Below are 24,636 nucleotides of genomic sequence, written 5' to 3' on the forward strand. Positions count from 1 at the left end.
TTATGGCTTACTTCCGGACCGCTCCTTTAGCACGCGGCGAAAGACTTGCCAGAATGAAGTCGATCATCTGGTCGATCGACGGGCCCGGCTTGTTGGCGGTCTGGGCGATCATTTGCGGATGGAAGAACTTGATCATGGCCGAGCAGGAACACAACGCAGCCACCTGCAGGTCAGCTACCTCGAATTCGCCGGCCGCGGCGCCTTGCGCGATGACGTTGCCGATGGTCCGGGTGATCAGCTCCATATGGGCGACGCAGACACCCCAATCCTCTTCCATCGCGATCTCGACCATCTCATGCATCTTGGAATCGCCGACATAGCGTTCCGAGTTCATGCGATGGATGGTCGTCATGAGCTCGCGCAGGCGCGGCGCTGCCGGCCCCGCACGGTCGGCGATCCGTTGCGCCTCGATCTCGACCTCGCCCATCAGGCCGCGCGCCACGCCTTCGTGGATCGCCTTCTTCGAATCGAAGAAGCGATAGACGTTGGCCGGGCTCATCCGCAGTTCCTTTGCGATGTCGGCCACCGTGGTCTTCTGGTAGCCGATCTGCCGGAACAGACGCTCCGCCACCACGAGAATCCGTTCCCGGGTGTCGGTTTCGATATTTTCCGAAATCAGCGTCATGTCAGAACACAATCTTCAATTATTCCGCCGCATCGGCAAGCGGAAATGCGAGCGGAGGCGTCACCAGATCCTTGGCCGGATGCTGCGGCGCAAGATCAGGCTGTTCGATTTCGCCGCTTTCTTCCAGGCTCTTGCGGAACCAGAGGGCGTAGAGGCCCGGCAGGTACAGCAAGGTCAGGAAGGTTGCAACAAACAAACCGCCCATGATGGTGATCGCCATCGGGCCCCAAAAGGCGGAGCGCGACAGCGGGATCATGGCAAGGATGGCGGCGAGCGCCGTCAGCACCACCGGCCGGGCGCGCCGGACGGTGGCTTCGACGATGGCTTCCCGGCGCGTCAGGCCGTGGGCGACGTCGGACTCGATCTGATCCACCAGGATCACCGCGTTGCGCATGATCATGCCGGCCAGCGCAATCAGCCCAAGCAGCGCCACGAAGCCGAACGGCTGGTTGGCGACGTTGAGCCCGAGCGAAGCACCGACGATGCCGAGCGGCGCGGTCAGGAACACCAGGATCAGGCGCGAAAAGCTCTGCAACTGGATCATCAGCAGCGTCAGCATGACCAGCACCATCAGCGGAAACAGCACGAAGATCGAGGCATTGCCCTTGGCGGATTCCTCGAACGCGCCGCCCGCCTCGATCCGGTAGGCCGGCTCGAGGTGATCGCGGATTTCCTGCAGTTTTGGCGAGATCTGGCTGGTGATGTCGGGTGCCTGCACGCCGTCGACGACGTCGCTGCGCACGGTGATCGCCATGTCGCGGTTGCGCCGCCACAGGATCGGGTCCTCATGCGCGTATTCGATTTTCGCGATCTGTTGCAGCGGCACCGCAACGCCGTTGCGTGACGTCACAGTGAGGTCACCGACGCGGCCGAGATCGAGCCGTTCGGACGGCACCGCGCGCGCGATCACGCCGACCTTCTCGATACCGTCGCGGATGGTGGTGACCGGCGCGCCCGAGATCAGCATGGCGAGCGCCTGCGAGACGTCCTGCGGGGTGAGGCCGAGCGCGCGGGCGCGGTCCTGGTCCACCACCAGTTTCAGGTAAGGCGACTGTTCGTTCCAGTCGAGCTGAACGTCCTTGGTCTTGTCGTTCTGCCGCATCACGTCGCGCACCTTGTAGGCGATGTCGCGCACCGTGTTCGGATCGGGGCCGATCACGCGGAACTGGACCGGGAAGCCGACCGGCGGGCCGAAATTGAAGCGATCGACGCGCACCCGCGCCTCGGTCAGTTCGCCGTCATCGACCGCCTTCTCCAGCCGCGCCTTGATCCGCTCGCGGGCCTCGACGTCCTTGGAGACAATCACGATCTCGGCAAAAGCCTCGTTCGGCAGTTGCGGATTGAGGCCGAGCCAGAACCGCGGCGAACCCTGGCCGATATAGGAGGTGTAGGTCGCGATATCCTTGTCGTCCTTCAGCAGCGCCTCGGCCTTCTTGACGGATTTTTCCGTGACATTGAAGGCGGTGCCCTCGGGCAGGCGCAGCTGCAGGAACAGTTCGGGGCGTTCCGACAGCGGGAAGAACTGCTGCTGGACATGGCCGAAGCCAACAATCGAGAGTGCGAACACGCCGACGGTCGCCAGCACCACCTTGACGCGGTGATCGACGCACCACTGCACCACGCGGCGCAGGCCGCGATACATCCGCGTCTCGTAAACCGCGTGCGGATCGTGGTTGTGGCTGACGGTGATGTTCGGCAACAGCTTGACGCCGATATAGGGCGTGAAGATCACAGCGACGAACCAGGAGGCGACCAGTGCGATCGCCACGATCCAGAAGATGCCGCCGGCATATTCGCCGACCGCCGAATTGGCAAAGCCGATGGGGAGGAAGCCAGCGGCCGTGACCAGCGTCCCCGTGAGCATCGGAAACGCAGTTGATTCCCAGGCAAAGGACGCCGCGCGCACGCGGTCCCAGCCCTGTTCCATTTTCACCACCATCATCTCGACGGCAATGATGGCGTCGTCGACCAGAAGACCGAGCGCGATGATCAGCGCGCCGAGCGTAATCCGATGCAGATCGAGCGACATCGCATTCATGACGATGAAGACGATCGCCAGCACCAGTGGCACCGAGGCCGCCACCACGATGCCGGTACGCCAGCCGAGTGCGACAAACGAAACGAACAGCACGATCGCCAGCGCCTCGATGAAGGAATGCACGAACTCGCCGACGGCGCGCTCGACCACCTTCGGCTGGTCGGCGATCTGATCGACATTGATGCCCTGCGGCACCGCAGCCATGAATTCCGCGACCGCCTTCTCGACGTCCTTGCCGAGTTCGAGGATGTTGGCGCCCCGGGTGGTGACCACGCCGATACCGAGCGCGGGCTTGCCTTCCTGGCGGGCGATGAAGGTCGGCGGATCGACATAGCCATGCGTGACGGTTGCGATGTCGCCCAGACGGAACACACGGCCGTTGCTTTCGACCGGCGTTTCGGCCACCGCCTTGACGCCGTCGAGCGCGCCGGTGACGCGCAGCGGCACGCGCTGCGACGAGGTTTCCACCGTACCGGCCGGGGTCACGTTGTTCTGCTTGGCCAGCGAATCGAACAGCGCCTGCGGCGTGATGCCGAGCGTGGCGAGCTTGGCATGCGAGAACTCGACGTAGATGCGCTCGTCCTGGGTGCCGTAGAGATCGACCTTGGTGACGCCCGGCACCTTCAACAGCCGCTGGCGCATGCCTTCGGCGGCCTTCTTCAACTGCGCGTAATCAGCGCCGTCGCCGGTCATCATGTAGAGGATCGAATCGACGTCGGAGAACTCGTCGTTGACGACGGGACCGAGCAGGCCCGCCGGCATCTGGCCCTGCACGTCGGCAAGCTTCTTGCGCAGCAGGTAAAACAGATAGGGCACGTCCTTTGGCGGGGTCGAATCCTTGAAGGTGACCTGCATCGCGGTGAACGCCGGCTTGGAATAGGTCTGCACCTTTTCGAAGAACGGCAGTTCCTGCAGCTTCTTCTCGATGGGATCGGCGACCTGGGTCTGCATTTCCTGGGCGGTAGCGCCCGGCCAGATCGCCGAGACGTTGACCACCTTCACCGTAAAGAACGGATCCTCGGCGCGGCCGAGCTTCTGGTAGGAGACGAAGCCGGCCGCACCCAGCGCGATCATCAGGAACAGGATCAGGGTCGGATGGCTTACCGCCCAGCCCGAGAGATTGAAGCGCTTCATGTCACTCTCCAATGCTAGTCAGGCTTAGAACGACAGCGACGAAACAACCCGGACCTTCTGGGCCGGATCGAGCTTCTGTACGCCGAGGGCTACGACCTTCGCGCCTTCAGGAACGCCGCCGGTGATCACGACGGAATTGCTTTCATAGGACTTCACGGTGATCGGCTTCAGCACCACTTCGCCGGAATCTCCGACGATGTAGAGCGAGGGATCGCTGCCCTGGCTGAACAGCGCCGACAGCGGCAACCTTGCCACCCGCTCGGTGGCGGGATCGGACAGGGTCAGCGTCGCGGTCATGCCGAGCGAGACCTTGTCGCCGGCTTCGGGCAGCGAGAATTTGGCGAGATAGGTCCGCGTCGCCGGATCGGCCGAGGGGGCCACCTCGCGCAGCTTCGCGGCGTACTTCTTGTCGGCATCCGACCACAGCGTCACGGTGGCGACGCCTTCCTTGGCGCGACCGACCAGCGTCTCGGGAATCGCGACCACGGCTTCCTTCTCGGCAAAGCGCGCGACGCGGATCGCGGTCTGGCCGGAAGCCACGACCTGGCCGGGATCGACCAGGGTCGCGGTGACGACGCCCCGGGTGTCGGCCACCAGCGTGGCATAAGAGAGAGAGTTCTTCGTCAGCTCGACCGAGCGCTCGGCACGGTTGAGGCGCGCGCGGGCCTCATCGGCGGCGGCGCGGCTCGTATCCATCTGCGCATCCGTGGTCCAGCCTTTGACCCTCAGATCCTTGGCACGCTGTTCGGCGGCACCGGCCTGCGCCAGCACGCCGGTGGCGGCGGTGAATTCGGCCACGGCCTGCTCGGCCTGCAGCTTCAGATCGACCTCATCGAGGGTGGCGAGCGGCTGGCCGACATCGACGGTCTGGCCGACTTCGACCATACGTTTTTCGATCTTGCCGGGAACCCGAAAACCCATGTCGGTTTCGATCCGGGGCTTAATGGTGCCGACGAAACTCCGCTCGGGCGACTCCGCCTCGTAATGCACGGTCGCGACCAGAACCGGGCGCCCGGGAGCAGCCACCTCGGCCGCCTTTTCATTGCAGCCGGTCAGCGCAAATACTGCCAGCGCCAACGCGGCCCCGGTCAAGAGCCTGTAATAGCTAGAAAAAATGGAACGGGCGAACATCGGACTCTCCATCGCGGATCTGATGAAGAGTGTCGAATACTAACTGATGAATGTCAATATTCGTCAGTGATCATGAATTCGTGATGGGAAACGGGGTTAAGGGGTGGTTCGCGGGCCTCATACTAGCTGTCGTCCCCGCGAACGCGGGGACCCATAGCCACCGGCTTCGGTGATGAAGGAAGGTGTCTGTCCGTGTGTCCCTCACGACAGCCGCGGCGTATGGGACCCGCGTTCGCAGGGGCCAGACGACACCGTCGTTCCGGGGCGATGCGCAGCATCGAACCCGGAAGTTCGAGATTCCCCGATGCGCAATTGCGCATCTGAGGTTCGCGCTTCGCGCGCCCCGGAATGACCGGCTAACCGCCGGTCACTTCGCCGTGGCGAATTCGGTCTTGGTGTCGTGGCCGCCGAGAAATACCAGCAGTCCGGCCGCGAGCGGCAACAGCGACAGCACCAGCAGGCCCGTCGACGTGCTGCCGGTTGCGTCCTTGATCCAGCCGACGATGTAGGGTCCGCCAAAACCCGCGAGGTTGCCGATCGAATTGATCAGCGCGATCGCGCCGGCGGCTGCGGTGCCGGACAACCATGCAGTCGGCAGCGTCCAGAACACCGCGAAGGTGCAGAACACGCCGATCGCCGCCACCGTCAGCACGATCATGGTCGTGGTCGGGTCGGTGATGTAGCTGGAAGCGCCGAGCGCGACCGCGGTGAGCAGCAAGGGCCCGCCGACATGGGCGACGCGCTCGCGGCTGGCGTCGGAATGCCGCGCCCACAGGATCATCGCGATGGTGCCGAACAGATAGGGGATCGCGGTGACGAAACCGGTCTGCGCGTTGCTGAGGCCGAACGCTTTCACGATCTGCGGCAGCCAGAACTGCATGCCATAGAGCGCGCCGACGAAGCCGAAATAGACCAGGCTCAGCGTGATCACCTTTGGCGAGGACAGCGCCTGCCCGAGCGACATGTGGCTGGCCGCCTGCTTGGTTGCGGTCTCGGCCTGCAGCTTTGCCGCGAGCCAAGCCTTCTGCTCGGCGGTGAGCCAGTCAGCCTTCTCCGGCTTGTCGGTGAGATAGAACCAGGTGACGATGCCGAGCAGTACCGAGGGAATGCCCTCGATGATGAACAGCCACTGCCATCCCTTCAACCCCATCGCGCCGTCGAGCCCGAGCAGCAGGCCGGAGACCGGCGCACCGATCACGGTCGACACCGGAACGGCAATCGCAAACGCCGCGAGAAACCGCGCGCGATATTCCGCCGGATACCAATAGGTCAGATACAGGATGATGCCGGGGAAGAAGCCGGCTTCGGCGACGCCGAGCAGGAAGCGCAGCACGTAGAAGCTCGTCTCGCCGCTCACCAGCGCCATCGCCGCCGAGATGATGCCCCAGGTCACCATGATGCGGGCGATCCAGCGGCTGGCGCCGAATTTTTCCAGCGCCAGATTGCTCGGCACCTCGAAGATGAAATAGCCGATGAAGAAGATGCCGGCGCCCCAGGCGAAGATCAGCGGCGTGAACTTCAGCTCGGCATTCATCGTCAGCGCGGCGAAGCCGAGATTGACGCGGTCGAGATAGGAAAAGAAATAGGCCAGCACCAGGAACGGAATAAGCCGCCACGAAATGGTGCGTATGGTGGACGTCTCGACCTCGCTCTTCACAGGCGTGGTGGCAAGCGTACTGGATTGGCTCATTGGTTTCCCCCGAGGTTTCTTGTGGGTCGAGGATTACCGAGTGCTTTCACGTCTGGCAACGGCGAATGCCCGCGCTGGCGCAACGCGGGCATTCCGTTGGTGGGGGGGCTGGCATGCCCGTAGAACTACGCAGGAAACGACGTCCGCGGACGACTACGTTTGCGAAGCGTTAGCACCGACTCAAGGTCGCGCCGCCGAAGCAGAAGGCTTTCATCGCCGATACCTGCCGGATGCTGATCAAGGGCATAAGTTAGGGAGCACCGGGCGTCTCACTCCGCCAACTGAAACCGCTCGAACCGATCCAGCTCTTCCTCGATGCGGCGCTTGTAGATTTTGGCGCCACCGCGCGCGGCGCCCTTGCCGACCCAGTTCCATTTCTGCATCAGCAATTTCTGGTTCTGCCGGTCGGTCTTGAGATCGAGGGCGGCGACGATATCGTCGCCGACCAGCACCGGCAATGCGAAATAGCCGAATACACGCTTCTCCTTCGGCACATAGGCCTCAAAACGGTGGCCGTAGCCGAAGAACAATTCGGTGCGCTTGCGCTGGATGATCAGGGGATCGAACGGCGACAGGATGTGCACGAGACCGGCATCGCCCTCGCCTGCCGGTGCCGCGGCGTCCGGCTCCAGCACCTCGGGCCGCACCCAATGCTCCTGCTTGCCGGCGCCTTCGAGTGCGACCGGCGTCAATTCCTTGCGCCGCACCCGCGCCTCGATCAGGCGACGGATCGCGGCCTTGCTCGGCGCATCGAGATGGCAGATCGAATCCAGGCTGACCACCCCCTGTGAACGCAGCGCGCGGTCGAGCAAATAGGCCGTGGTCTCCGCTGACGAGGCCGGCTTCGGCGGTCGGTCCCAGCCGAAATGCCGCGCCGTCAGTTCATAGGTCTTGAGCATGCCGGTGCGTTCGGAGATCGTCACCTCGCCGGTATAGAAAGCGAGCTGCAGCGCACGCTTCGACGGCTTGCGGCTCTGCCACAGGTGCTCCTTCTCCGTCAGCACATCGTCCTCGATGTCACGGATGGTGAGCGCGCCGTCGCGCCGCAGCAGCCGCATCACCTTGCGGGTGTCCTCCGGCTTGACGGAAGCGAACCAGCGGTGGCCTTCACGCTTGTGCAGCTTCATCAGCGGCACGAAGAAGCGGAAATCTTTCGCCGGCACATAGGACAGCGCGTGCGTCCAGTATTCGAACACGCTTTTGTCGGCGCTCTGGGCCACGCGCAAATCCGCGCGGGTATAGGCAGGGATACGACTATAGAGAATATGGTGGTGGCAGCGTTCGATCACGTTGATTGTGTCGATCTGCACATAGCCGAGATGCTCGACCGCCGCCGCGGTCGCCTGCGGCCCGGCGCCGAATGGCGCTGATGTATCGAGCCGCTGGGCGCGGAGCCAGATCCGCCGGGCACAGGCTTTGGTCAGGGGATGGGGTTCAGTCGCGCGGGGCATTGCAGCGCAATGTAGTCGGATTCGCGCGCGTGAGAAGTCGGGAAACAGGCACCTGCCGTGCGAGTCACCTCAATGCTTCGCCCGCTCCGCAATGCTGCCGGTCGTGACCGTGGCATCGCAGGAGGCCCGACCACGTTCCGTCGCCTGGCATCGATAGACGCTGCCGGTGAGGCGATCGACCAGCCAGGCAGTCTCTTCCGTAGGGCTTTCGACGCCGACATAGCGGCTGCCGAGCGCATTGATCAGTGTCGACAACAGGATAGCCGCCGCGATCATGGCTGCGCCGATCAGGATCGGCATCGAACTTCCGGAACTTTCCGGCTCCGGTGTGCTGGGGCGATAGCCCTGATACTCGCGCTGACGCTTTACCGACTGAAACACCGCCCCGCCCGTCTCGCTTGTCTCGAACGATTTATTCTTCGACTTTTCTTGTGAGCTGTCTTGCTAGATCGCCATCTGGCCGATTTGTTGTCCACAGATCGGCGCTTGCGCGACGGCATTGAGACCGCTTCGTAACTTGAATCAAAAAGACGGTCCGCTGGCCACTTATTATTGTCGTTCGAAGTGCGGGCTCAGCGGCGGAACAATCCGCCCATCATGCCGCCGAAGAAGGCGCGCGGGTGTTGTCGTCGAACTTGCCGGAAACCTTGGTGTCGAAGCCGAGGCTGGTCAGGCGGCGCTGCACGTCGCGGCGCTGGCTGCGATCACCCGATCCAACAACGCAGCGACGTGACCGCAAAATCAGGCGAACGACGCAAGGACCGCCTCAAAACATCGACGCCGGGACGCGGGCGCCCTCGCCCGGCCCGAAGCCGGACGTCCTAGCGTGACCTAAATCACATTCGAGGCTTTGAACCCGTCCTATGTTTCGAGCATCAAAACGCCATGCACGCCATGCTGGCGGAACCCGTGAGGAACACGACAATGACCCGCCTTAATGGACTTTCCATCGTGACGATCGGCGCCGCGCTGTCGATGACGGCGGGCCTGGCCTTTGCAGGCGACACCGTCTCGGCCGATCAGCTCCTGAGCGCGCTGAAGCCGAAGCCGCTGACCCGCGGCCTTTCGACCGGCACCCAAGAGGACACCGCAACGCAGGCCAAGGAAACCGGCTTCGTCAATACGCTGCGCAACCGGAAGACCCGGTCGCTCTCGCTCGGCGAGCGCCAGGAGATCGCCGAGATCGCCGCGACCAAGCCGAAGATCGATCTCGAAATTCACTTCGACTACAACTCCGCCGACATCAGCAAGGACTCGATGCCGTCGGTGCAGGAACTCGGCAAGGCGCTCGCGAACGCCAGCCTGAAGGGTTCGACCTTCGTGGTCGCCGGTCATACCGATGCGATAGGCGGCGAGGCCTATAATCAGGACCTCTCCGAGCGGCGCGCCGATACGATCAAGAAGTATCTGACCGACAAATACGGCATCGTCGGCGCCAACCTCGTGACCGTCGGTTACGGCAAGACCCAGCCGAAGGATCCGAACGCGCCAATGGATCCGGCCAACCGCCGCGTCCAGGTCGTCAACATGGACACCAAGACCGCGTCAAAGTGACGCCTAGAAATTGATCCGCCTGCCCCCTCCGGCAGGCGGATTTCATTTTGGGGAAGCGAGGGCCGCCGCGCCCGCCTCACCGCCCGGCTGCAACCGAAGCACCGCGCCCTCATCGGCACTATGCGCGAGGCGACCTCGCCTCAGATCCAGCTCTGGAAGATCATCAGGCGACGATACGTTTCCATCGACGTACCCAAGGACGCCACCGAGATCGGCAACATCGCCACGAATCCGAACGATGCCGCCGCGACGAACGTCCACAACATCCAGCGCGGCGGCGCCCGCTCGCCTTGCGTGAACGCATAGACCAGCGCGAGCGTCGCGATCGTCGCCGACGGCAGATAGTAATAGATGAAGCCGATGGTACGCGGCAGCGCCGCCCACGCCAACCATGGGCCGAGGTAAAACGCCAGAATCAGAAACGCATCGGCGCGACGCCTCACGATCCAGTCCCTCAGGCAGATGCCGAGCGCCACCAATGCGGGCCACAGGATCAGCGGATTGCCGAGAAAGACGATCGCCTGAAACCGGTCGTCGGCAAGTTTGTCGAACTGAAACCAGATCGGCCGCATCAACAGCGGCCATGACGGCCACGAACTCATATAGGGATGCGGCGGATGCGAACCTGAGTTCTCGACAAAGATCCGGCGCTGTGCCTCGATGAAATCGCCGATCGACAATCCGTATAGGGGAATGTAGGTCACGTAATAGGCAAGCGCCGGAACCAGCACTAGGCAGACGGCAAAGTGGTAGTACCTGAATTCGGGCCAGCGGTCCGGTTGATACCAGTCGTCGGCATTGGCGTCCGCGAATGAGGTGCGCCAGCCCTGCATCAGGCGGATGACGGCAACGATCGCGATACATACGCCGAGCGGAAACAACCCGCTCCATTTGCAGGCTGTCGCGAGGCCGAAAGCGAGGCCGGCCAGCGCGAACGCGATCTCCGGTTTCTGCTTCCTGATTCCATGGATGAACGCCGCAACACCCAGCAGATCGAATGCCAGCGTGTAAATATCCAGCATCGCGATACGCGATTGCACGAACACCATCTGGTTGAGGAACGTCAGCAGCGCGGTCGCGAGCGCCGGCCCCTGGGCTGCAAACAACGCCAGCCCGCAAAGATACATCGCAACAATCGCCAGCGCCCCGAACACGACGCTGGGATAGCGCCAGCCGAGCGAGTTATCCCCGAAGGCGCGAATCGACAACGCCATGAACTGCTTTGCCAATGGCGGATGCATCGGGTTGAGCAACGGGTTCGGTACACCCGGTTCAAGCAACTGCTTTGCCGCGGGCACGTAATGTACTTCGTCGAAATTGATCTTGTCGGGTGTGGTTAATCCGATCATCAAGGCAAGATGCGCGACGACGAAAATCGCGACAGAAATTGCCACGATCTTCCACGCCTGATTTTGCGGAACAAACGGCGATTCGACAGCGGCTCCACCCGAATCTTCCGTCGCGCGCAGCTCTGTGGAAGGAGCAGCACTTTGCGATCGATCGCGTTGAACTTTTTTTCGTCTGGAGGTCACTAATCGACGGGCCGGTAAAGTGGGACAAGCTTGTGATAAAATTACAACATCGCCGGCCCGCACTATCCGGTACGATGACCGGCATAGATTGTACGGTGGGAAATGATTGCGCGTAACTACATTTTTGCGGTGCTGGGAATCTGCCTTGTGGCGGGCATCGATTCAGCGTCGGCTCAAGCTCCCACGCGTGTCGGCGAAGCCGCCGTCGTTAAAAATGAAGTTCTCCGCGTCGCCGCGTCTTCGACCAGCCAGATCAATGTCGGCGATGGATTGCTGCGCGACGAGGTCGTGCGCACCGGCCTCGACAGCGCGACGCGGCTGGTGATGGCCGACAGCACCAATCTGTCGCTCGGTCCGAATGCGACGCTCAAGCTCGACCGTGCCGTGTTCGACGACGAGCACCATTATCGCGACGTCGCGGTACGGCTGACGTCGGGCGCCTTCCGCTTCGTGACCGGCCATTCGGAAAAGGCCGCCTACAAGATCACGACGCCGCTGGCGACCATCGGCGTCCGCGGCACCATCCTGGATATCCTGTCGCAGCCGCGCGGCCCGACCATCGTCAACCTGCAGGAAGGCGCAGCCTCGGTCTGCACGCTCGCGTTTGACTGCATTCAGCTGACGCAGCCCGGCGACACCGCCATCATCACCGTGAGCGGTGGCAAGACGACGATCAAGAAGACCAATAATTCGCCGTGGACCTTCGCCAAGACCTGCAGCGCGGCCGCGGGCCTCTGCAGCACCACGCAATATGCGGACGCGACGCCGACGGTGGTGCCTACCGTCGATGACGGCAGCGACCCCACCGGCATGCTGTGCGGGCGCTGACGATGGCAAACCCCTCACGAGGCTGGATCGTCTTCGGCACCATGCTGGTCGCGGTGTCGCTGTTTTTTCTGCGCGACGAGTCGGGCATTGTCCACGCGCAATCCCTTTCCTGCGGGACGTCGACGGGCACCTATAATTCGGACAGCGTTAATTCGGAGTCCCAGGCAGGGACCGGGTGCAGCACCTCGACGTCCACTTCGAGTTCTACCTCAACATCGACTTCGAGTTCGACGCCAACGCCGACAACCACCGGCGCCGACTCCAGCGGCAACTCGGTCAACGATCTGGCCAAGCAACGCTTCAACCAGATGATCACCAACCGCGTGCTCGGCACCGTGCTGCTCGGCGTCAACGAGCAGGTCAACTGCAGCGACTGCGTCAGCGCGTTCGGCTCGGCGGGCTCGTTCTCGGCCGGCATTCACGGCCGCAAGAGCCTGACTGACAACCTGTCGCTACTGGCAGGCATCGCCTATACCCAATACAGCGAGGGCGGCTACAGCGTCACCAGCGCGCCGATCGGCGCCTTCGCGCTGCGCTATGATTTCGTCGACTGGGGATCGTCGCGGCCGTTCTTCGATATCGGCACTATCCTGACGCCTTACGAGAAGGTGCGTTACACCCGCAGTTATACGACGAGCCTCGGCGCGGTATCGCTGGACAGCCAGACCACCGCCAGCAATTACGCCGTGTACGGCCGCGCCGGCTGGATGAGCCGGCTGTCGCCGCGCGATGAAGTCGCGGCCTCCGTCGAGGTGTGGCAATTGTGGCAACGGGTCAACGGCTACACCGATCCGGCCGGCGTACCGTTAAATCCGTTCGACGCCTCGATCGCCGGCGGCACCGACCGTACCAGCCTCGTCAAGGTCGGCGGACAGTGGACACATCTGTTCGGCTCGAACGTCGAAGCCAATGTCAACGGCGGCTGGGTGCAGTCGTTTGCGACGCGCTCCGGCATCATCGCCACCGTGACCGGCGACGGCACCGTGGTGCCGACCATCGGCAACCAGGGCTGGTTCGAATATGGCGGCCGCCTCGGCTTCCGGATCACCAAGGGCTGGGTCGCCGATCTCTTCCTCAACGGCACCGCCGGCCCGCAACCGGTCGGCAACACCATCCACGGCGGCGTCGGATTGCGGATCAGTTATTAGCGGCGTCCGTTCACCCAACCGTCATTGCGAGCGCAGCGAAGCAATTCATTCTTTCTTTACGCGGCGAGATGGATTGCTTCGCGGAGCCTGTCATCGGGCGCGCATTCGCGCGCCCCGTTGGCTCGCAATGACGCTGTTGGGACCTTGCGCTCCCCTCACGTCGCAATCGGCGTCGGCATCGTCAAGAACGCCCGCGTCACGTGCCAGAACAATTGCCGGTTGATCGCCAGCGCCACCGAATGGGCGGTACCGGGCAGGATGATGAACTGGCGATCGCCGTTCGGCAGCTTGTTATAGAACTCCTCGAGATCGGCGACGGTGGCAATGCCGTCATACTCGCCGCGGACCAAGAGCACCGGCGCCAGCACCTTCTCCGGATGCACCACCGGCAGGTTGGCGGTCATGTCGAGATAGGTGCCGGTCGGAATCTGGTCGCCGAACTGCATCTCGACATCCGCCAGCACCTCGATCGCGGCGGGATCGGAAGTGCCGGGCTTGTCGCGGGTCGCGATCGAGCGGATCATTTCGCGGTCGCGCTTACGCATGTTGTGCGAGCGATAATAGGCGAGCTGCTCGGCGCGCTTGGTCAGCGTCGGCGAACCCTGGCCCTTGTAGGTGAAAGCGGCGAACACCAGACGGTCGACACGGTCGGGCGCCAGCATCGCAAAGGCCCCGGCGCGCAGCGCGCCTGAGGACTCGCCGACGAAATGCACTTTCTGCTGGCCGGTCTCGCGCGCGATGAGCTCGACCGCGACCTTCAGATCCTCGGCGCCGCTGGCGATGTCGGCATTGCCCGCGGTGCGGCCGGACTTGCCGTAATTCTCGTGGTCCATGGTCCAGACGTCAAAGCCGTAACGGGCAAACTCGTTCATCACGGAATATTCCCCCTTGCCGGGCACGTTGAGATCGAACACCCGCGAGGTCACCGACGAACCGTGGACAAAGAACACTACCGGCCGCGCCGGCTCGCCCGCTTTCGGCGCGCCGATCCGCTTGCGAAATATCCACAGCGGGATGTCGCCCTTCTTGGTCCAATACTCGCTGCTCCAGATCTCGCCGCCTTCCGAGGCGACTGCCGTCGCGGCCTGCGCCGGCATCGCGGCAGCCGCCGCGGCACCAAGCCCTCCGAGGCCGATGGCCCCAAGCACCGTACGCCGCGCCAACGGATGTCCGGAATCGGTCATGGTCTCTCTCCTCGCGTGACGTCTTGCTTCGGGCAAACTCTAACACGGGCCCGATGCTTTGAAAGCAGGTGTGCGCTGCACCGCGAAAACAACATCGCGCGATCACGCGCGGAACAGGCTGACAGCCGGGGGTTGCGGGGCTTATCCTTGGCCAGCCAATCAGGCCAGGGAGCGAACGCATGAGCAGCAATCTCACCGAAGAAGAACTCGCCGCGTTGATGCCGTCCGAATTGTGCCAGTACCAGACGCCGATCCCGACGCAGATCGTCTCCAGCGACGAATTTTACCCCGACCCGCAGAATGAACGGCAGCGCGAGGTCGAGGCGCGGCTGCTGGCGATGGCCGACGATCTCGGCGGCAAGCAGGGCCTTGACCGCCGCCGGTTTTTCCAGACCGCCGCCGGCATGGCCGCGTCCTTCGTGGCGATGAACGAGGTCTATGGACCGCTGTTCGACGTTACGAAGGCGGAGGCCGCCACGCCGGCGATGGCGCAGGAACGTGCCGCCGCGCTGAAAGACCAGTTCATCATGGACATGCACACGCATTTCCTGCGTGACGACACCCGCATCATGACGTTCGTCAACATGCGCGCCGCGGTCGGCAAGGCCGGCTGGAACAAGCAGCTCAGCGATCACGAGCAGACCATCGAGGACCTGAAATTCAACAACTACAAAAAGGAGATGTTTCTCGACTCCGACACCAAGATCTCGCTGATCTCGTCCGCGCCATCCGATATCGAGCAGGACTGGTTCCTGACCAACGAGCAGATGGCCGATGCCCGCAGGAAGATCAACGACGAGGCCGGTTCGCGGCGGGTGTTTTCGCACATGATCTTTACGCCGGGGCAGCCCGGCTGGCTCGACAAGCTCGACGCCGGGCTCGCGCTGAAGCCGGAATCCTGCAAGGGCTATACGGTCGGCGACAACACCCATAAGGAAATCAGCCGCTATCCGTGGCGGATGGACGACGAAAACGTCGCCTACAAGGGCTACGAGAAGATGGTGAAAGCAGGCATCAAGAATGTCTGCGTGCACAAGGGACTGTTTCCGCCCGGAATCGAAAAGCAGTATCCCAATTTGCGGGGCTTCGCCGATGTCGCTGACGTCGGGCAGGCCGCCAAGGACTGGCCGCAGCTCAATTTCATCGTCTACCACTCGGCCTATCGCCATGTCGGCGGCGATCCGAAACAGGCGCTGGCCGAATTCGACCGGACCGGGCGCATCTCCTGGACCAGCGATCTCGCCGACATCCCTGCGCAATACGGCGTCAGCAATGTCTATGGCGATGTCGGACAGTTGTTCGCGACCACGCTGGTCGCCGAACCCAATGTCTGTGCTGCGCTGATGGGCACGCTGATCAAGGGGCTCGGCGTCGACCACGTTTGCTGGGGCACCGACGCCTTGTGGACCGGCGCACCGCAGTGGCAGATCGAAGGCCTGCGCCGTCTCGAAATTCCCGAAGCGATGCAGAAGAAATTCGGCTACGCGCCGCTGGGGGCCGCCGACGGTCCGGTGAAGACCGCGATCTTCGGCGACAACAATGCGCGGCTGTACAATATCCAGCCGAAGCGCGCGATGCTCGATCTCAAGGGCGACCGGTTTGCGCTGATGAAGGCGGAATACGAGAAGGCCGGGCCAGAGCCGTCGAACATCCGCTATGGCTATGTGGTACCGAACAAGCCGATGGATCACAGCGTGTTCGTGTAAGGTCGTCCTAACTAAAATATCGAAAACAACCCCATGCAAAGTAACAGGGGGTCGCCTCCGCCGTCATTGCGAGCGAAGCGAAGCAATCCATGGCGCCACAAGGAAGGATGGATTGCTTCCGCCTTCGCTCAGGAGCTACGGCGGACAAGTCGTCGCTGCGCTCCTCGCAATGACGGTGCGAAGAGGTCGGGCTATTTACCTGCCCTTGAACTGCGGCTTGCGCTTTTCGCTGAAGGCCTTGACGCCTTCCTTGAGATCTTCGCTGGTTCGGACCGGGTCGAGCAGCCGGCGGACTTCGGCGACCGTTTCCAGCGGCCCCTTCGGCATCGCCTCGCGCGCCAGCCGCTTTAGCGCCTGAACCACCAGTGGAGCGGCGGCGGCGATCTTGGCAGCCATCTCCTGGGCGAGCACGACGTGCTGCCCTTTCGGCGCGATCTTGTTGACGAAGCCGATCTCGTAAGCACGCTGTGCCGACATTTCTTCGCCAACCAGAAGAAACTCCATCGCGATCTTGTGCGGCATACGCGCCAGCACCGACGAGACACCGCCACCGGTGGTGCCGACTTTGACCTCGGGATAGCTGAATCGCGTCGTCTCCGACGCCACGCACATGTCGGCCATCTGCACCAGAACGAAGCCGCCGCCGACCACCCAGCCGGACGTCGCGGCAATCACCGGCTTGTCCAGCTCGACACCCAATCCGGGAACGGCCCGCCACATGTCGGCGGGAAAATCCCTCACATCGGCGCCGACACAGAAATACGCTTCTTCGGCGGCAGCCAGCACCGCCACGCGGTCGTCGCTGTCGCGAAACCGCCGCCAGGCCTCGCATAGCTCTTCGCACAAAGCGGGGTTGAGCGCATTATGGGCGGAGGCACGATCCATCGTGATGGTAGCGACGTGGCCGGCGCTTTCGTAGCGAACGAGCTTCATGGGGCCTCCCGTATCACGCAATTTTTGCGCTTATTATTTCTTTTCGGCGGGATCGCGGTGCACGGGATCGATCCACAGCACCGTCTCCGGCTTTTCCACCGGCTCGATGTCGAGATTGATCGCGACCGCCTCGCCGTCGCTGCGTACCAGCACGCATTCCAGCACCTCGTCGCGGCTGGCGTTGATCTCCTGATGCGGCACGTAAGGCGGAACGAAGATGAAATCGCCGGGACCGGCTTCGGCGGTGAACTGCAACTGCTCGCCCCAGCGCATCCGCGCTTTGCCCTTGACGACGAAGATGATGCTTTCGAGATGGCCGTGATGATGGGCGCCGGTCTTGGCGTCGGGCCGGATGGTGACGGTGCCCGCCCATAATTTCTGCGCGCCGACGCGGGCGAAATTGATCGCGGCCTTGCGGTCCATGCCCGCGGTCGACGGCACGTTGGGATCGAGCTGGTTGCCGGGAATGACGCGAACGCCGTCATGCTTCCAGCGCTCGGCATCGCCGTGCGAATGATCGTGATCGTGATCGTGATGGGAATGGGTGTGATCGTGAGGACCGGTCATCTTGTTGCTTTCCGAAAATCTTCCTTGAGTTCCGCAACGTACATAAAACCGTGATCGCAAACCAGTCAAATAGCGGAACATTCGGGCCCACCTGCGACTTGTCCTGGCGAAGCTTAACCGCGTGCAAAGGAAAATTCCGATGGGTGCAACGGCAGACAAGATCAAGGGCACGACCAACGAAGCGATCGGCAAGGCCAAGCAGGGTGTCGGCGAGGCCACCGGTTCCGAGCGCCTGGAGGGCGAAGGCGTGATCCAGGAACTGAAGGGCAAGGGCCAGAAGGCCGTCGGCGACGCCAAGGACGCCACCAAGGATGCCGTGAACAAGGCGGCCGCGTCGGCGAACAAAAATCTCTGATCGGCATACGATCTGAAATGGAAGAGACCGGCCCATTGGGCCGGTCTTTTTCATTGGCTGCTTCTTACCTCGCCCCGCTTGCGGAGAGAGGTCGAATTGCACGCAGTGCAATTCGGGTGAGGGGGACTATCCGCAAGTCCGAATGCGTGGTGAGAGCCCCTCACCCCAACCCTCTAAGAGCGAGCTTCGCTCGTCTCGACCCCGCAAGCGCGGGGCGAGGGAGCCTACTGCCGCCTTTTCGCCATCACATCCGGATTGACCACGTTGGTCGGCGCGCCGGCAGCGTAAGCAACGATCTGGTCAAAAATATCCGTGAACTGGAGCTCATATTCGTCACGGGTGACGTAGCCGATATGCGGCGTGCAGATCGCGTTAGGCAGGTTCAGCAAGGGATCGTTGACATCGCGGAGCGGCTCCTTCTCGTAGACGTCCACCGCTGCCATGCCGGGCCGGCCGGCGCGCAAGGCGGCGACCAGCGCGTTCGGTTCGATCAGCGGCGCCCGGCTGGTATTGACCAGCAGCGCCGAAGGCTTCATCCGCGCGAGGTCCTCGGCCTTGACGATACCGCGCGTGGCGTCGACCAGGCGCATATGCAGCGACAGCACGTCGCATTGTTCGAAGAATTCGGCCTTGCTGGCCGCGGTTGCGTAGCCGTCGGCGCGTGCCTTTGCCATCGCCGGCTCTCGCGCCCATACCAGCACCTTCATGCCGAACGCCTTGCCATAGCCGGCGACGACGGCGCCGATGCGGCCATAACCATAGATGCCGAGCGTCTTGCCGCCGACGCTTTGGCCGACGCCGATCTGCCATTTGCCGGCTTTCATATTAGCGACCTGCTGCGGGATGGCGCGCATCCCTGCCAGCACCAGCCCCCAGGTGAATTCCGCCGTCGCATAGGACGGTGTGTCCGCATGCTGGCTCGACGACACGACGATGCCGAGCCGGCTGCAGCTATCGATATCGATGTGGGGATAGACGCTGCGCTGGCTGATCAGCTTCAGCTTCGGCAGCCGTTCGAGCAGCGGTGTGCGGATCTGCGTCCGCTCCCGGATCAGCACCAGCGCCTCGGTATCGCGCAGGCGCTCGGCGAGAACATCGACGTCCTGGACGTGGTCGTTCCAGATCGTGACGTCGTGTCCGGCCAATTTTCGGAAACAGTCGAGGGTGCGCAGCGTGTCGAAGTAATCGTCGAGGATCGAGACTTTCACGATGCGCTCCCCCGTCAGTTGTCGTTCGGGCGGTTACTTCACCGCCAGCAATTCGACGTCGAACATCAGCGTCGCATTGGGCGGAATGACGCCGCCGGCGCCGCGGGCGCCATAACCGAGCGCGGGCGGAATGATCAGCGTGCGCTTGCCGCCGACCTTCATCGAGGCAACGCCCTCGTCCCAGCCGGCAATGACCCGCTTCTGCCCGATCGGAAACTCGAACGGCTCGTTGCGGTCCACGGAACTATCGAATTTCTTGCCCTTCTGGCCGTTTTCATAGAGCCAGCCGGTGTAATGCATGACGCAGGTCTGGCCGGGCTTCGGTGACGCGCCGGTACCGACCGCGTTGTCGATGATCTGCAAACCTGAAGCTGTCGTCATAGGTTTTCCTGCGGTCTGGGCCGATGCCATCCTGGAGGCAACGGGCGTGGCAACCGCAGCCGCCATGGCGGCAAACGCGGTCTGGATGATGGTGCGTCGGGAAGATCGCATCTGTGAAAATACCTTTCCTCGATAGAGCCGGACGTGTCTAGCGCAAGGAAACCGGTGTTGCTACCCCATTTGACGCGTGCAAAAGCGCCGGGCTGATAGCTCCAGCCCGGCGTTCAAGCAAACGTTATTGTTGGATCAGACGGCCTGGGAGATCTGGGCAATTCGCGATCGAGGATGAAAACGGAGAGCTCCCGTCGCCCGCCAAAAAATCTAGATGCTTAATTGCTCCAGCCTGACCGGTAGCTTGCGAAACCAGTTGCTCAATAGCCGAGCGCGCAACCGTCCTTGCGCGGATCGGAGCCGCCGGCCAGCGTGCCCTTGTCCCAGTCGATCCAGATCGCCTGGCCGCCGCCGAGCGGGCCGACCACGCTGGTGGTCTTGTGTCCGATCTTCTTCAGGCCCTCGACGATCGCGGCCGGCACGCTGTCCTCGAGCTGGTAGACGCCCTCGTAATGCAGGCCACGCGGCATATCGATGGCTTCCTGCACGTCGCAGCCATAGTCGAGCATGTTGGTCAGCACATGGGTCTGGCCGACCGGCTGATACTGGCCGCCCATCACGCCGAACGGCATCACGGCGCGGCCGTTTTTCGTCGCGAGACTCGGAATGATCGTGTGCAGCGGCCGCTTGCGCGGGGCGATGCAATTGGGATGGCCGGGCTGAATCCGGAAACCGCCGGCGCGGTTTTGCAGCAGCACGCCGGTCTTGTTGGAAACGATCGCCGACCCGAACGAATGCGCGATCGAGTTGATGAACGAACAGACGTTGCGGTCCTTGTCGACTACCGTGATGTAGACCGTGGACGGGTTCATCGGCGGCGCGACGTTCGGCAGGTCGAGCAGTCCGTCCATGCGGATCTTGCTGATGTGCTCCTCGGCGAATTCCTTGGCCAGGATGCCGGCGACGTCGACATGAACCTGGGCGGGATCACCGATATATTGTTCGCGCATCATATAGGCGATGCGCGCGGCCTCCGCTTCAAGGTGGAAGCGCTCGACGCTGAGCGCCGGGAATTTGGTCAGGTCGAAGCGCGAGAGAATGTTGAGCATGACCAGCATGGTGATACCCGGACCATTCGGCGGGCATTGCCAGACGTCGTGGCCTTTGTAGATCGTGCCGATCGGCGACGTGGTCTCGGTGGCATGGCTGGCGAAATCTTCCAGCGTGTGCAGGCCACCGATACCGCGCAGCGTCTCGACCATGTCCTCGGCAATGGCGCCGGAATAGAACGCGTCGCGGCCACCCTTGGCGATCGCGCGCAGCGTCTTGCCCAGTTCAGGCTGATGGATCACGTCGCCGGCGGCCGCCGGCTTGCCATGCGGCAGCAGGTAGCGCTCGGTGTTGGTACCATTCTTCAGCTTGTCGAAACCGTTCTTCCAGTCGAACGCGATGCGGGGCGCGACGATGTAGCCCTCTTCCGCCGCCTTGATCGCCGGCTGCAGCAGAGTGTCGAGCCCCATCTTGCCGTGATCGCGCAGGATGGTCGCCCAGGCATCGACAGAGCCTGGAATGCTGACGGCATGGGCCGAGGTCAGCGGCACCGAGTTGATCTTGCGCTCCAGATACCATTCGACCGTGGCCGCCGCGGGCGCGCGGCCGGAGCCGTTATAGGCCACGATCTTGCCCTCGCCTTTCGGCTGGATCAGCGCGAAACAATCGCCGCCGATGCCGGTCGATTGCGGCTCGATCACCGCGAGCAGCGCGGATGCCGCGATCGCCGCGTCAGCAGCGGTGCCGCCCGCGCGCATCACATCGACCGCCACCAGCGCGGCCGCCGGGTGCGACGTCGCCACCATCGCGTTCTGGGCATGGACCGTCGAGCGGCCGGCGAAATGGAAATTCCTCATCGCTAGTCTTTCTTTATGAGCGTATTTTTGGGCACCCCACCGGCATGGGCAGGTTTACTTGAAGGTTTACTGGCGTTTCTTGGCATATTCATCCCGGGAAGGGCAATGGCTGGCATACCAGGGAATGGCCTGGGGGAAATGCGCGGAATACACGCGGTTTTGCGGGGTTTCCCCACCCCTGCCCGCCTGATAAACGGTCGCCATGCCCTTAAAAGTCGCCGCCTTCTATCAATTCACCGCGCTGCCGGATTTCCGGGAGTTGCGCGAGCCGCTGCGCGCGATCTGCGTGGGCCTCGGGCTGAAAGGCAGCGTGCTGCTGGCGCAGGAAGGCATCAACGGCACGGTGGCGGGTCCCACCGAGGGCATCGACGCGCTGGTGGCCGAACTGCAGCGCGGCGCGCTGTTCGGCGGCCGGCTCGACAATCTCGAACTGAAATTCTCGCAAAGTTCTGACCTGCCGTTTCAGCGGATGAAGGTCCGGCTGAAGAAGGAAATCGTCACGCTCGGCGCCGCCGTCGATCCGACGCGGCAGGTCGGCACCTATGTCGACCCCGCCGACTGGAACGCCCTGATTGCCGCACCCGACACGCTGGTCATCGATACCCGCAATGAGTTCGAGGTGGCGATGGGCACATTCGACGGCGCGGTCGATCCGGGAATAAGGAGTGCCAGTTCAAGGAATTCGCCGCGCAAAAGCTCGATCCGGAGAAGCGCCGCAAGATCGCCATGTTCTGCACCGGCGGCATCCGCTGCGAGAAGGCCAGCGCCTATCTGCTGGCGCAGGGATTCGACGAAGTCTATCACCTCAAGGGAGGCATCCTGCGCTATCTGGAAGGCGTCCCCGAGGCGGAAAGCCTCTGGCGCGGCGAATGCTTCGTGTTCGACGAACGTGTCGCGCTCGGCCAAGACTTACTTGAACAAAAGGACTTACTTGAACAAAAGGACTTGCGCGAACACAAGGACCTGCGCGAGTACAAAACGAACGATGGCTCCCATGAGTGACGGCAACGCGCTGATCGAACGCATCGACGCCCTGGAAATGCGGCTGACCTATCAGGACGAGGCCATCGAAACGCTGAATCAGACGATCACGAAGCAATGGCTCGAGATCGACCGGCTGAAGCGCCAGCTTTCCGAGATGAAAGAACGTCTGCAGGAAGCCGAAAGCCATGCGCCGGGACCGGCGAACGAGCCGCCGCCGCACTACTAGTCGCCGGGAAATAGAGAAGACTAAAACGACAAACAGAAACGGCCTCCGCAAGGGAGGCCGCTTCGTCAGTTCAATCGAACAGATTAGCGATCGCGGTCGATGATAACCGTCTTGTGGTCACGATCGTAGTCGCGGTCCCTGTCATGGCCCGGGCGCACGACAACCGTTTCGCCGCGATCACGGTGGTCACGCTCACGAACTACTTCACGGTCGCGATCGCGGTCGCGATCGCCGTGACCGGTACCTACGGTGACGCCCACCGGGCCAACACCCATACCGACTTCTTCCGCGCTCGCCGGCATCGCAATAGAAATTGTGGCCACTGCGACGGCAGCCAATACCATATGCTTGATCATCGCTTGCTCCTCTTGGATTTAATTACCGCTAAAGCAATTCGCGGAAATGTGATTTGTTCCGCTTCAGACATTCCGATCATGCGTCACGCATGAAAGGACATCACACGCGCATGCCAAACCAGATCGCGACGACGATCATCGCAAGCACGATCACCGCCCAAACCGCAGGCACGACGTACTTCGAACTGCCGCTGCGCGGCGAGTCGTTGGCAGCATGGTTGAATTCGGTTTGCATCGATTCACCCGCCTGCGCTACCGAAAGACGGCGCGCAATTTTTCCCAGAGCGTTTCGTTGTCGATATCGCCGTCAGGCTTCGATGGCGCCGGTTGCGTGGCACTCACCGGATCAGACGCCGGAAAGCTGTCCATCAGGCCGGTTTCGAGCCTGGCGTGGATCTCCCTGTCGGCGGCAAGTGCGGCAACCGGATTGGCAGCGTGCTTGTCATGCGGCGCGGGATCAAATTTCTCAGCCATAGGGGGCCTCCATTCAGGAAGACAACGCCCCGTATTCCGTGTTGTTCCGCGTCTCGCCTTGGCTAAGCCGCGGCCTGCGTGTATCAGGAACTCGAAAATATCAGCTGGCCGCAGGAACTTTTCGATTGACCCAGGAATCCGCCGTCAAACCTTTTATCGAAGTGCTGTCCGGCCACCGCCAGCCGGTGCCCCCGGTCTGGATGATGCGGCAAGCGGGGCGCTATTTGCCGGAGTATCGCGAGCTGCGTGCCAAGGCGGGTGGTTTTCTCGATCTGTGCTTCACGCCGGAATACGCCGCCGAAGTGACGCTGCAGCCGATCCGGCGTTTCAACTTCGATGCCGCGATCATCTTTTCCGACATTCTGGTGATCCCCTACGCGCTCGGCCGATCCGTCCGCTTCGAAGCCGGCGAAGGCCCCCGGCTCGATCCGCTGGATACGCCCGAGAAAGTGGCAACGCTGGCGCGCCATGCCGACTTCGGCAAACTCGAGCCGGTCTATGAGGCGCTGCGCCGCGTGCGCCGCGAGCTCGATCCGCGCATCGCCTTGATCGGCTTCTGCGGTGCGCCATGGACGGTCGCGACCTACATGGTCGCCGGGCAAGGCACACCGGACCAGGCCCCGGCACGAATGATGGCCTACCGGCATCCCGAGGCGTTCGCCGACATCATCGACGTGCTGGTGGAGAATTCGATTCAGTACCTGCTCGACCAGCTCAAGGCCGGCGCCGACGTGCTGCAGATTTTCGATACCTGGGCCGGCGTGCTGCCGCCGCGTGAATTTCAGCGCTGGTCGATCGAGCCGGCCAGGCGCATCGTCGCCGGCGTGCGCGCACAGGTGCCTGACGCCAAGATCATCGGCTTTCCCCGCGGCGCCGGCGCGCAGCTTCCCGCATATGTCGAAACAACCGGCGTCAACGCCGTCAGCATCGACTGGGCAGCCGAACCGTCACTGATCCGCGAGCGCGTGCAAAACCGAGTCGCCGTGCAAGGCAATCTCGATCCGCTGGTGCTGATCGCAGGTGGCGCCGCGCTCGATCGCGCGGTGGACGACGTACTGGCGAATTACGCCGGCGGCCGGTTCATTTTTAATCTCGGCCACGGCATTCAGCCGGAAACCCCGATCGCGCATGTCGAGCAGATGCTGAAGCGCGTGCGAGGATATAAAGGCTGAA

General features: G+C 62.7%; 22 protein-coding genes and 2 pseudogenes. 8 read left to right on the forward strand and 16 right to left on the reverse strand.

The genetic code is table 11. From position 1 onward, the window contains the following. Nucleotides 1–7 precede the first annotated feature (7 nt). From BLR13_RS09535 to BLR13_RS09560, 6 genes are all read right to left on the reverse strand, one after another. A complete protein-coding gene (locus tag BLR13_RS09535; protein WP_074825174.1) occupies nucleotides 8–625 on the reverse strand; it encodes a TetR/AcrR family transcriptional regulator in 618 nt (205 codons plus the stop codon). Nucleotides 626–644: 19 nt separating this feature from the next. Beyond that, the gene (locus BLR13_RS09540; RefSeq protein ID WP_074825171.1) at nucleotides 645–3,797 is read right to left on the reverse strand and encodes an efflux RND transporter permease subunit; all 3,153 of its coding nucleotides are present in this window, start codon (nucleotides 3,795–3,797) and stop codon (nucleotides 645–647) included. Nucleotides 3,798–3,821: 24 nt separating this feature from the next. Next, a complete protein-coding gene (locus BLR13_RS09545; protein ID WP_074831713.1) occupies nucleotides 3,822–4,928 on the reverse strand; it encodes an efflux RND transporter periplasmic adaptor subunit in 1,107 nt (368 codons plus the stop codon). Between the two features lie 367 nt (nucleotides 4,929–5,295). Further along, nucleotides 5,296–6,618 carry an MFS transporter gene (locus tag BLR13_RS09550; RefSeq protein ID WP_074825168.1) on the reverse strand — a complete coding sequence of 441 codons (1,323 nt, stop codon included), beginning with the start codon at nucleotides 6,616–6,618 and terminating at the stop codon, nucleotides 5,296–5,298. 269 nt (nucleotides 6,619–6,887) lie between these two features. Further along, a complete protein-coding gene (locus BLR13_RS09555) occupies nucleotides 6,888–8,069 on the reverse strand; it encodes a winged helix-turn-helix domain-containing protein (protein ID WP_074825165.1) in 1,182 nt (393 codons plus the stop codon). Between the two features lie 69 nt (nucleotides 8,070–8,138). Then, on the reverse strand, nucleotides 8,139–8,369 hold the full coding sequence (locus BLR13_RS09560) for a hypothetical protein (protein ID WP_074825162.1): 231 nt from the start codon (nucleotides 8,367–8,369) through the stop codon (nucleotides 8,139–8,141). 624 nt (nucleotides 8,370–8,993) lie between these two features. On the opposite strand from BLR13_RS09560, the gene BLR13_RS09565 reads away from it, so the two are divergent. Continuing rightward, on the forward strand, nucleotides 8,994–9,623 hold the full coding sequence (locus BLR13_RS09565) for an OmpA family protein (protein WP_074831712.1): 630 nt from the start codon (nucleotides 8,994–8,996) through the stop codon (nucleotides 9,621–9,623). 140 nt (nucleotides 9,624–9,763) lie between these two features. On the opposite strand, the gene BLR13_RS09570 is transcribed toward BLR13_RS09565, so the two are convergent. Further along, on the reverse strand, nucleotides 9,764–10,972 hold the full coding sequence (locus BLR13_RS09570) for a phospholipid carrier-dependent glycosyltransferase (RefSeq protein ID WP_079587929.1): 1,209 nt from the start codon (nucleotides 10,970–10,972) through the stop codon (nucleotides 9,764–9,766). Between the two features lie 285 nt (nucleotides 10,973–11,257). On the opposite strand from BLR13_RS09570, the gene BLR13_RS09575 reads away from it, so the two are divergent. Further along, the gene (locus BLR13_RS09575; protein WP_074825159.1) at nucleotides 11,258–11,983 is read left to right on the forward strand and encodes a FecR family protein; all 726 of its coding nucleotides are present in this window, start codon (nucleotides 11,258–11,260) and stop codon (nucleotides 11,981–11,983) included. A 2-nt stretch (nucleotides 11,984–11,985) separates the two neighbouring features. Continuing rightward, nucleotides 11,986–13,131 carry a hypothetical protein gene (locus BLR13_RS09580; RefSeq protein ID WP_244525129.1) on the forward strand — a complete coding sequence of 382 codons (1,146 nt, stop codon included), beginning with the start codon at nucleotides 11,986–11,988 and terminating at the stop codon, nucleotides 13,129–13,131. Nucleotides 13,132–13,286: 155 nt separating this feature from the next. On the opposite strand, the gene BLR13_RS09585 is transcribed toward BLR13_RS09580, so the two are convergent. After that, on the reverse strand, nucleotides 13,287–14,315 hold the full coding sequence (locus tag BLR13_RS09585; protein WP_074825152.1) for an alpha/beta hydrolase: 1,029 nt from the start codon (nucleotides 14,313–14,315) through the stop codon (nucleotides 13,287–13,289). A 179-nt stretch (nucleotides 14,316–14,494) separates the two neighbouring features. Between BLR13_RS09585 and BLR13_RS09590 the strand changes: the two genes are divergently transcribed. Continuing rightward, a complete protein-coding gene (locus tag BLR13_RS09590; RefSeq protein ID WP_074825148.1) occupies nucleotides 14,495–16,021 on the forward strand; it encodes an amidohydrolase family protein in 1,527 nt (508 codons plus the stop codon). A gap of 195 nt (nucleotides 16,022–16,216) precedes the next feature. Here BLR13_RS09590 and BLR13_RS09595 read toward each other — a convergent pair whose 3' ends face one another. Continuing rightward, nucleotides 16,217–16,954, reverse strand: coding sequence for an enoyl-CoA hydratase/isomerase family protein (locus BLR13_RS09595; protein ID WP_074825146.1), 738 nt, complete (start codon nucleotides 16,952–16,954; stop codon nucleotides 16,217–16,219). 33 nt (nucleotides 16,955–16,987) lie between these two features. Next, the gene (locus BLR13_RS09600; RefSeq protein WP_074825142.1) at nucleotides 16,988–17,521 is read right to left on the reverse strand and encodes a cupin domain-containing protein; all 534 of its coding nucleotides are present in this window, start codon (nucleotides 17,519–17,521) and stop codon (nucleotides 16,988–16,990) included. Between the two features lie 139 nt (nucleotides 17,522–17,660). Between BLR13_RS09600 and BLR13_RS09605 the strand changes: the two genes are divergently transcribed. Then, nucleotides 17,661–17,876 carry a CsbD family protein gene (locus BLR13_RS09605; protein WP_074825140.1) on the forward strand — a complete coding sequence of 72 codons (216 nt, stop codon included), beginning with the start codon at nucleotides 17,661–17,663 and terminating at the stop codon, nucleotides 17,874–17,876. A gap of 224 nt (nucleotides 17,877–18,100) precedes the next feature. Here BLR13_RS09605 and BLR13_RS09610 read toward each other — a convergent pair whose 3' ends face one another. The 3 genes from BLR13_RS09610 to ggt all read right to left on the reverse strand — a co-directional run bounded on the left by BLR13_RS09610 (nucleotide 18,101) and on the right by ggt (nucleotide 21,423). Further along, nucleotides 18,101–19,084, reverse strand: a complete 984-nt coding sequence (locus BLR13_RS09610) for a D-2-hydroxyacid dehydrogenase family protein (RefSeq protein ID WP_074825137.1) — start codon at nucleotides 19,082–19,084, stop codon at nucleotides 18,101–18,103. Between the two features lie 33 nt (nucleotides 19,085–19,117). Further along, entirely contained in the window at nucleotides 19,118–19,531 is a 414-nt protein-coding gene (locus BLR13_RS09615) for an FKBP-type peptidyl-prolyl cis-trans isomerase (protein WP_433994276.1), read from the reverse strand. A gap of 305 nt (nucleotides 19,532–19,836) precedes the next feature. Further along, entirely contained in the window at nucleotides 19,837–21,423 is a 1,587-nt protein-coding gene (gene ggt, locus BLR13_RS09620; RefSeq protein WP_074825131.1) for a gamma-glutamyltransferase, read from the reverse strand. A gap of 202 nt (nucleotides 21,424–21,625) precedes the next feature. Here ggt and BLR13_RS09625 point away from each other — a divergent pair. Together BLR13_RS09625 and BLR13_RS09630 are read left to right on the forward strand one after the other, a co-directional pair. Then, nucleotides 21,626–22,425: pseudogene (locus tag BLR13_RS09625) on the forward strand (rhodanese-related sulfurtransferase). Between the two features lie 28 nt (nucleotides 22,426–22,453). Beyond that, nucleotides 22,454–22,633: pseudogene (locus BLR13_RS09630) on the forward strand (SlyX family protein); the annotation flags it as partial. Nucleotides 22,634–22,716: 83 nt separating this feature from the next. Here the strand turns inward: BLR13_RS09630 and BLR13_RS09635 are convergent. The 3 genes from BLR13_RS09635 to BLR13_RS09640 form a co-directional block, all read right to left on the reverse strand. After that, nucleotides 22,717–22,989: a hypothetical protein gene (locus BLR13_RS09635; RefSeq protein ID WP_074825124.1), complete on the reverse strand. Its 273-nt coding sequence runs from the start codon at nucleotides 22,987–22,989 to the stop codon at nucleotides 22,717–22,719. Between the two features lie 100 nt (nucleotides 22,990–23,089). After that, nucleotides 23,090–23,224: a hypothetical protein gene (locus tag BLR13_RS42225; RefSeq protein ID WP_283806839.1), complete on the reverse strand. Its 135-nt coding sequence runs from the start codon at nucleotides 23,222–23,224 to the stop codon at nucleotides 23,090–23,092. A 17-nt stretch (nucleotides 23,225–23,241) separates the two neighbouring features. Then, on the reverse strand, nucleotides 23,242–23,463 hold the full coding sequence (locus BLR13_RS09640; protein ID WP_074825122.1) for a hypothetical protein: 222 nt from the start codon (nucleotides 23,461–23,463) through the stop codon (nucleotides 23,242–23,244). Between the two features lie 200 nt (nucleotides 23,464–23,663). On the opposite strand from BLR13_RS09640, the gene hemE reads away from it, so the two are divergent. Then, a complete protein-coding gene (gene hemE, locus BLR13_RS09645) occupies nucleotides 23,664–24,635 on the forward strand; it encodes a uroporphyrinogen decarboxylase (protein WP_433994277.1) in 972 nt (323 codons plus the stop codon). Nucleotide 24,636: the final 1 nt, after the last annotated feature.

The organism is Bradyrhizobium ottawaense (assembly GCF_900099825.1).
Classification (GTDB): Bacteria; Pseudomonadota; Alphaproteobacteria; order Rhizobiales; family Xanthobacteraceae; genus Bradyrhizobium; species Bradyrhizobium ottawaense_A.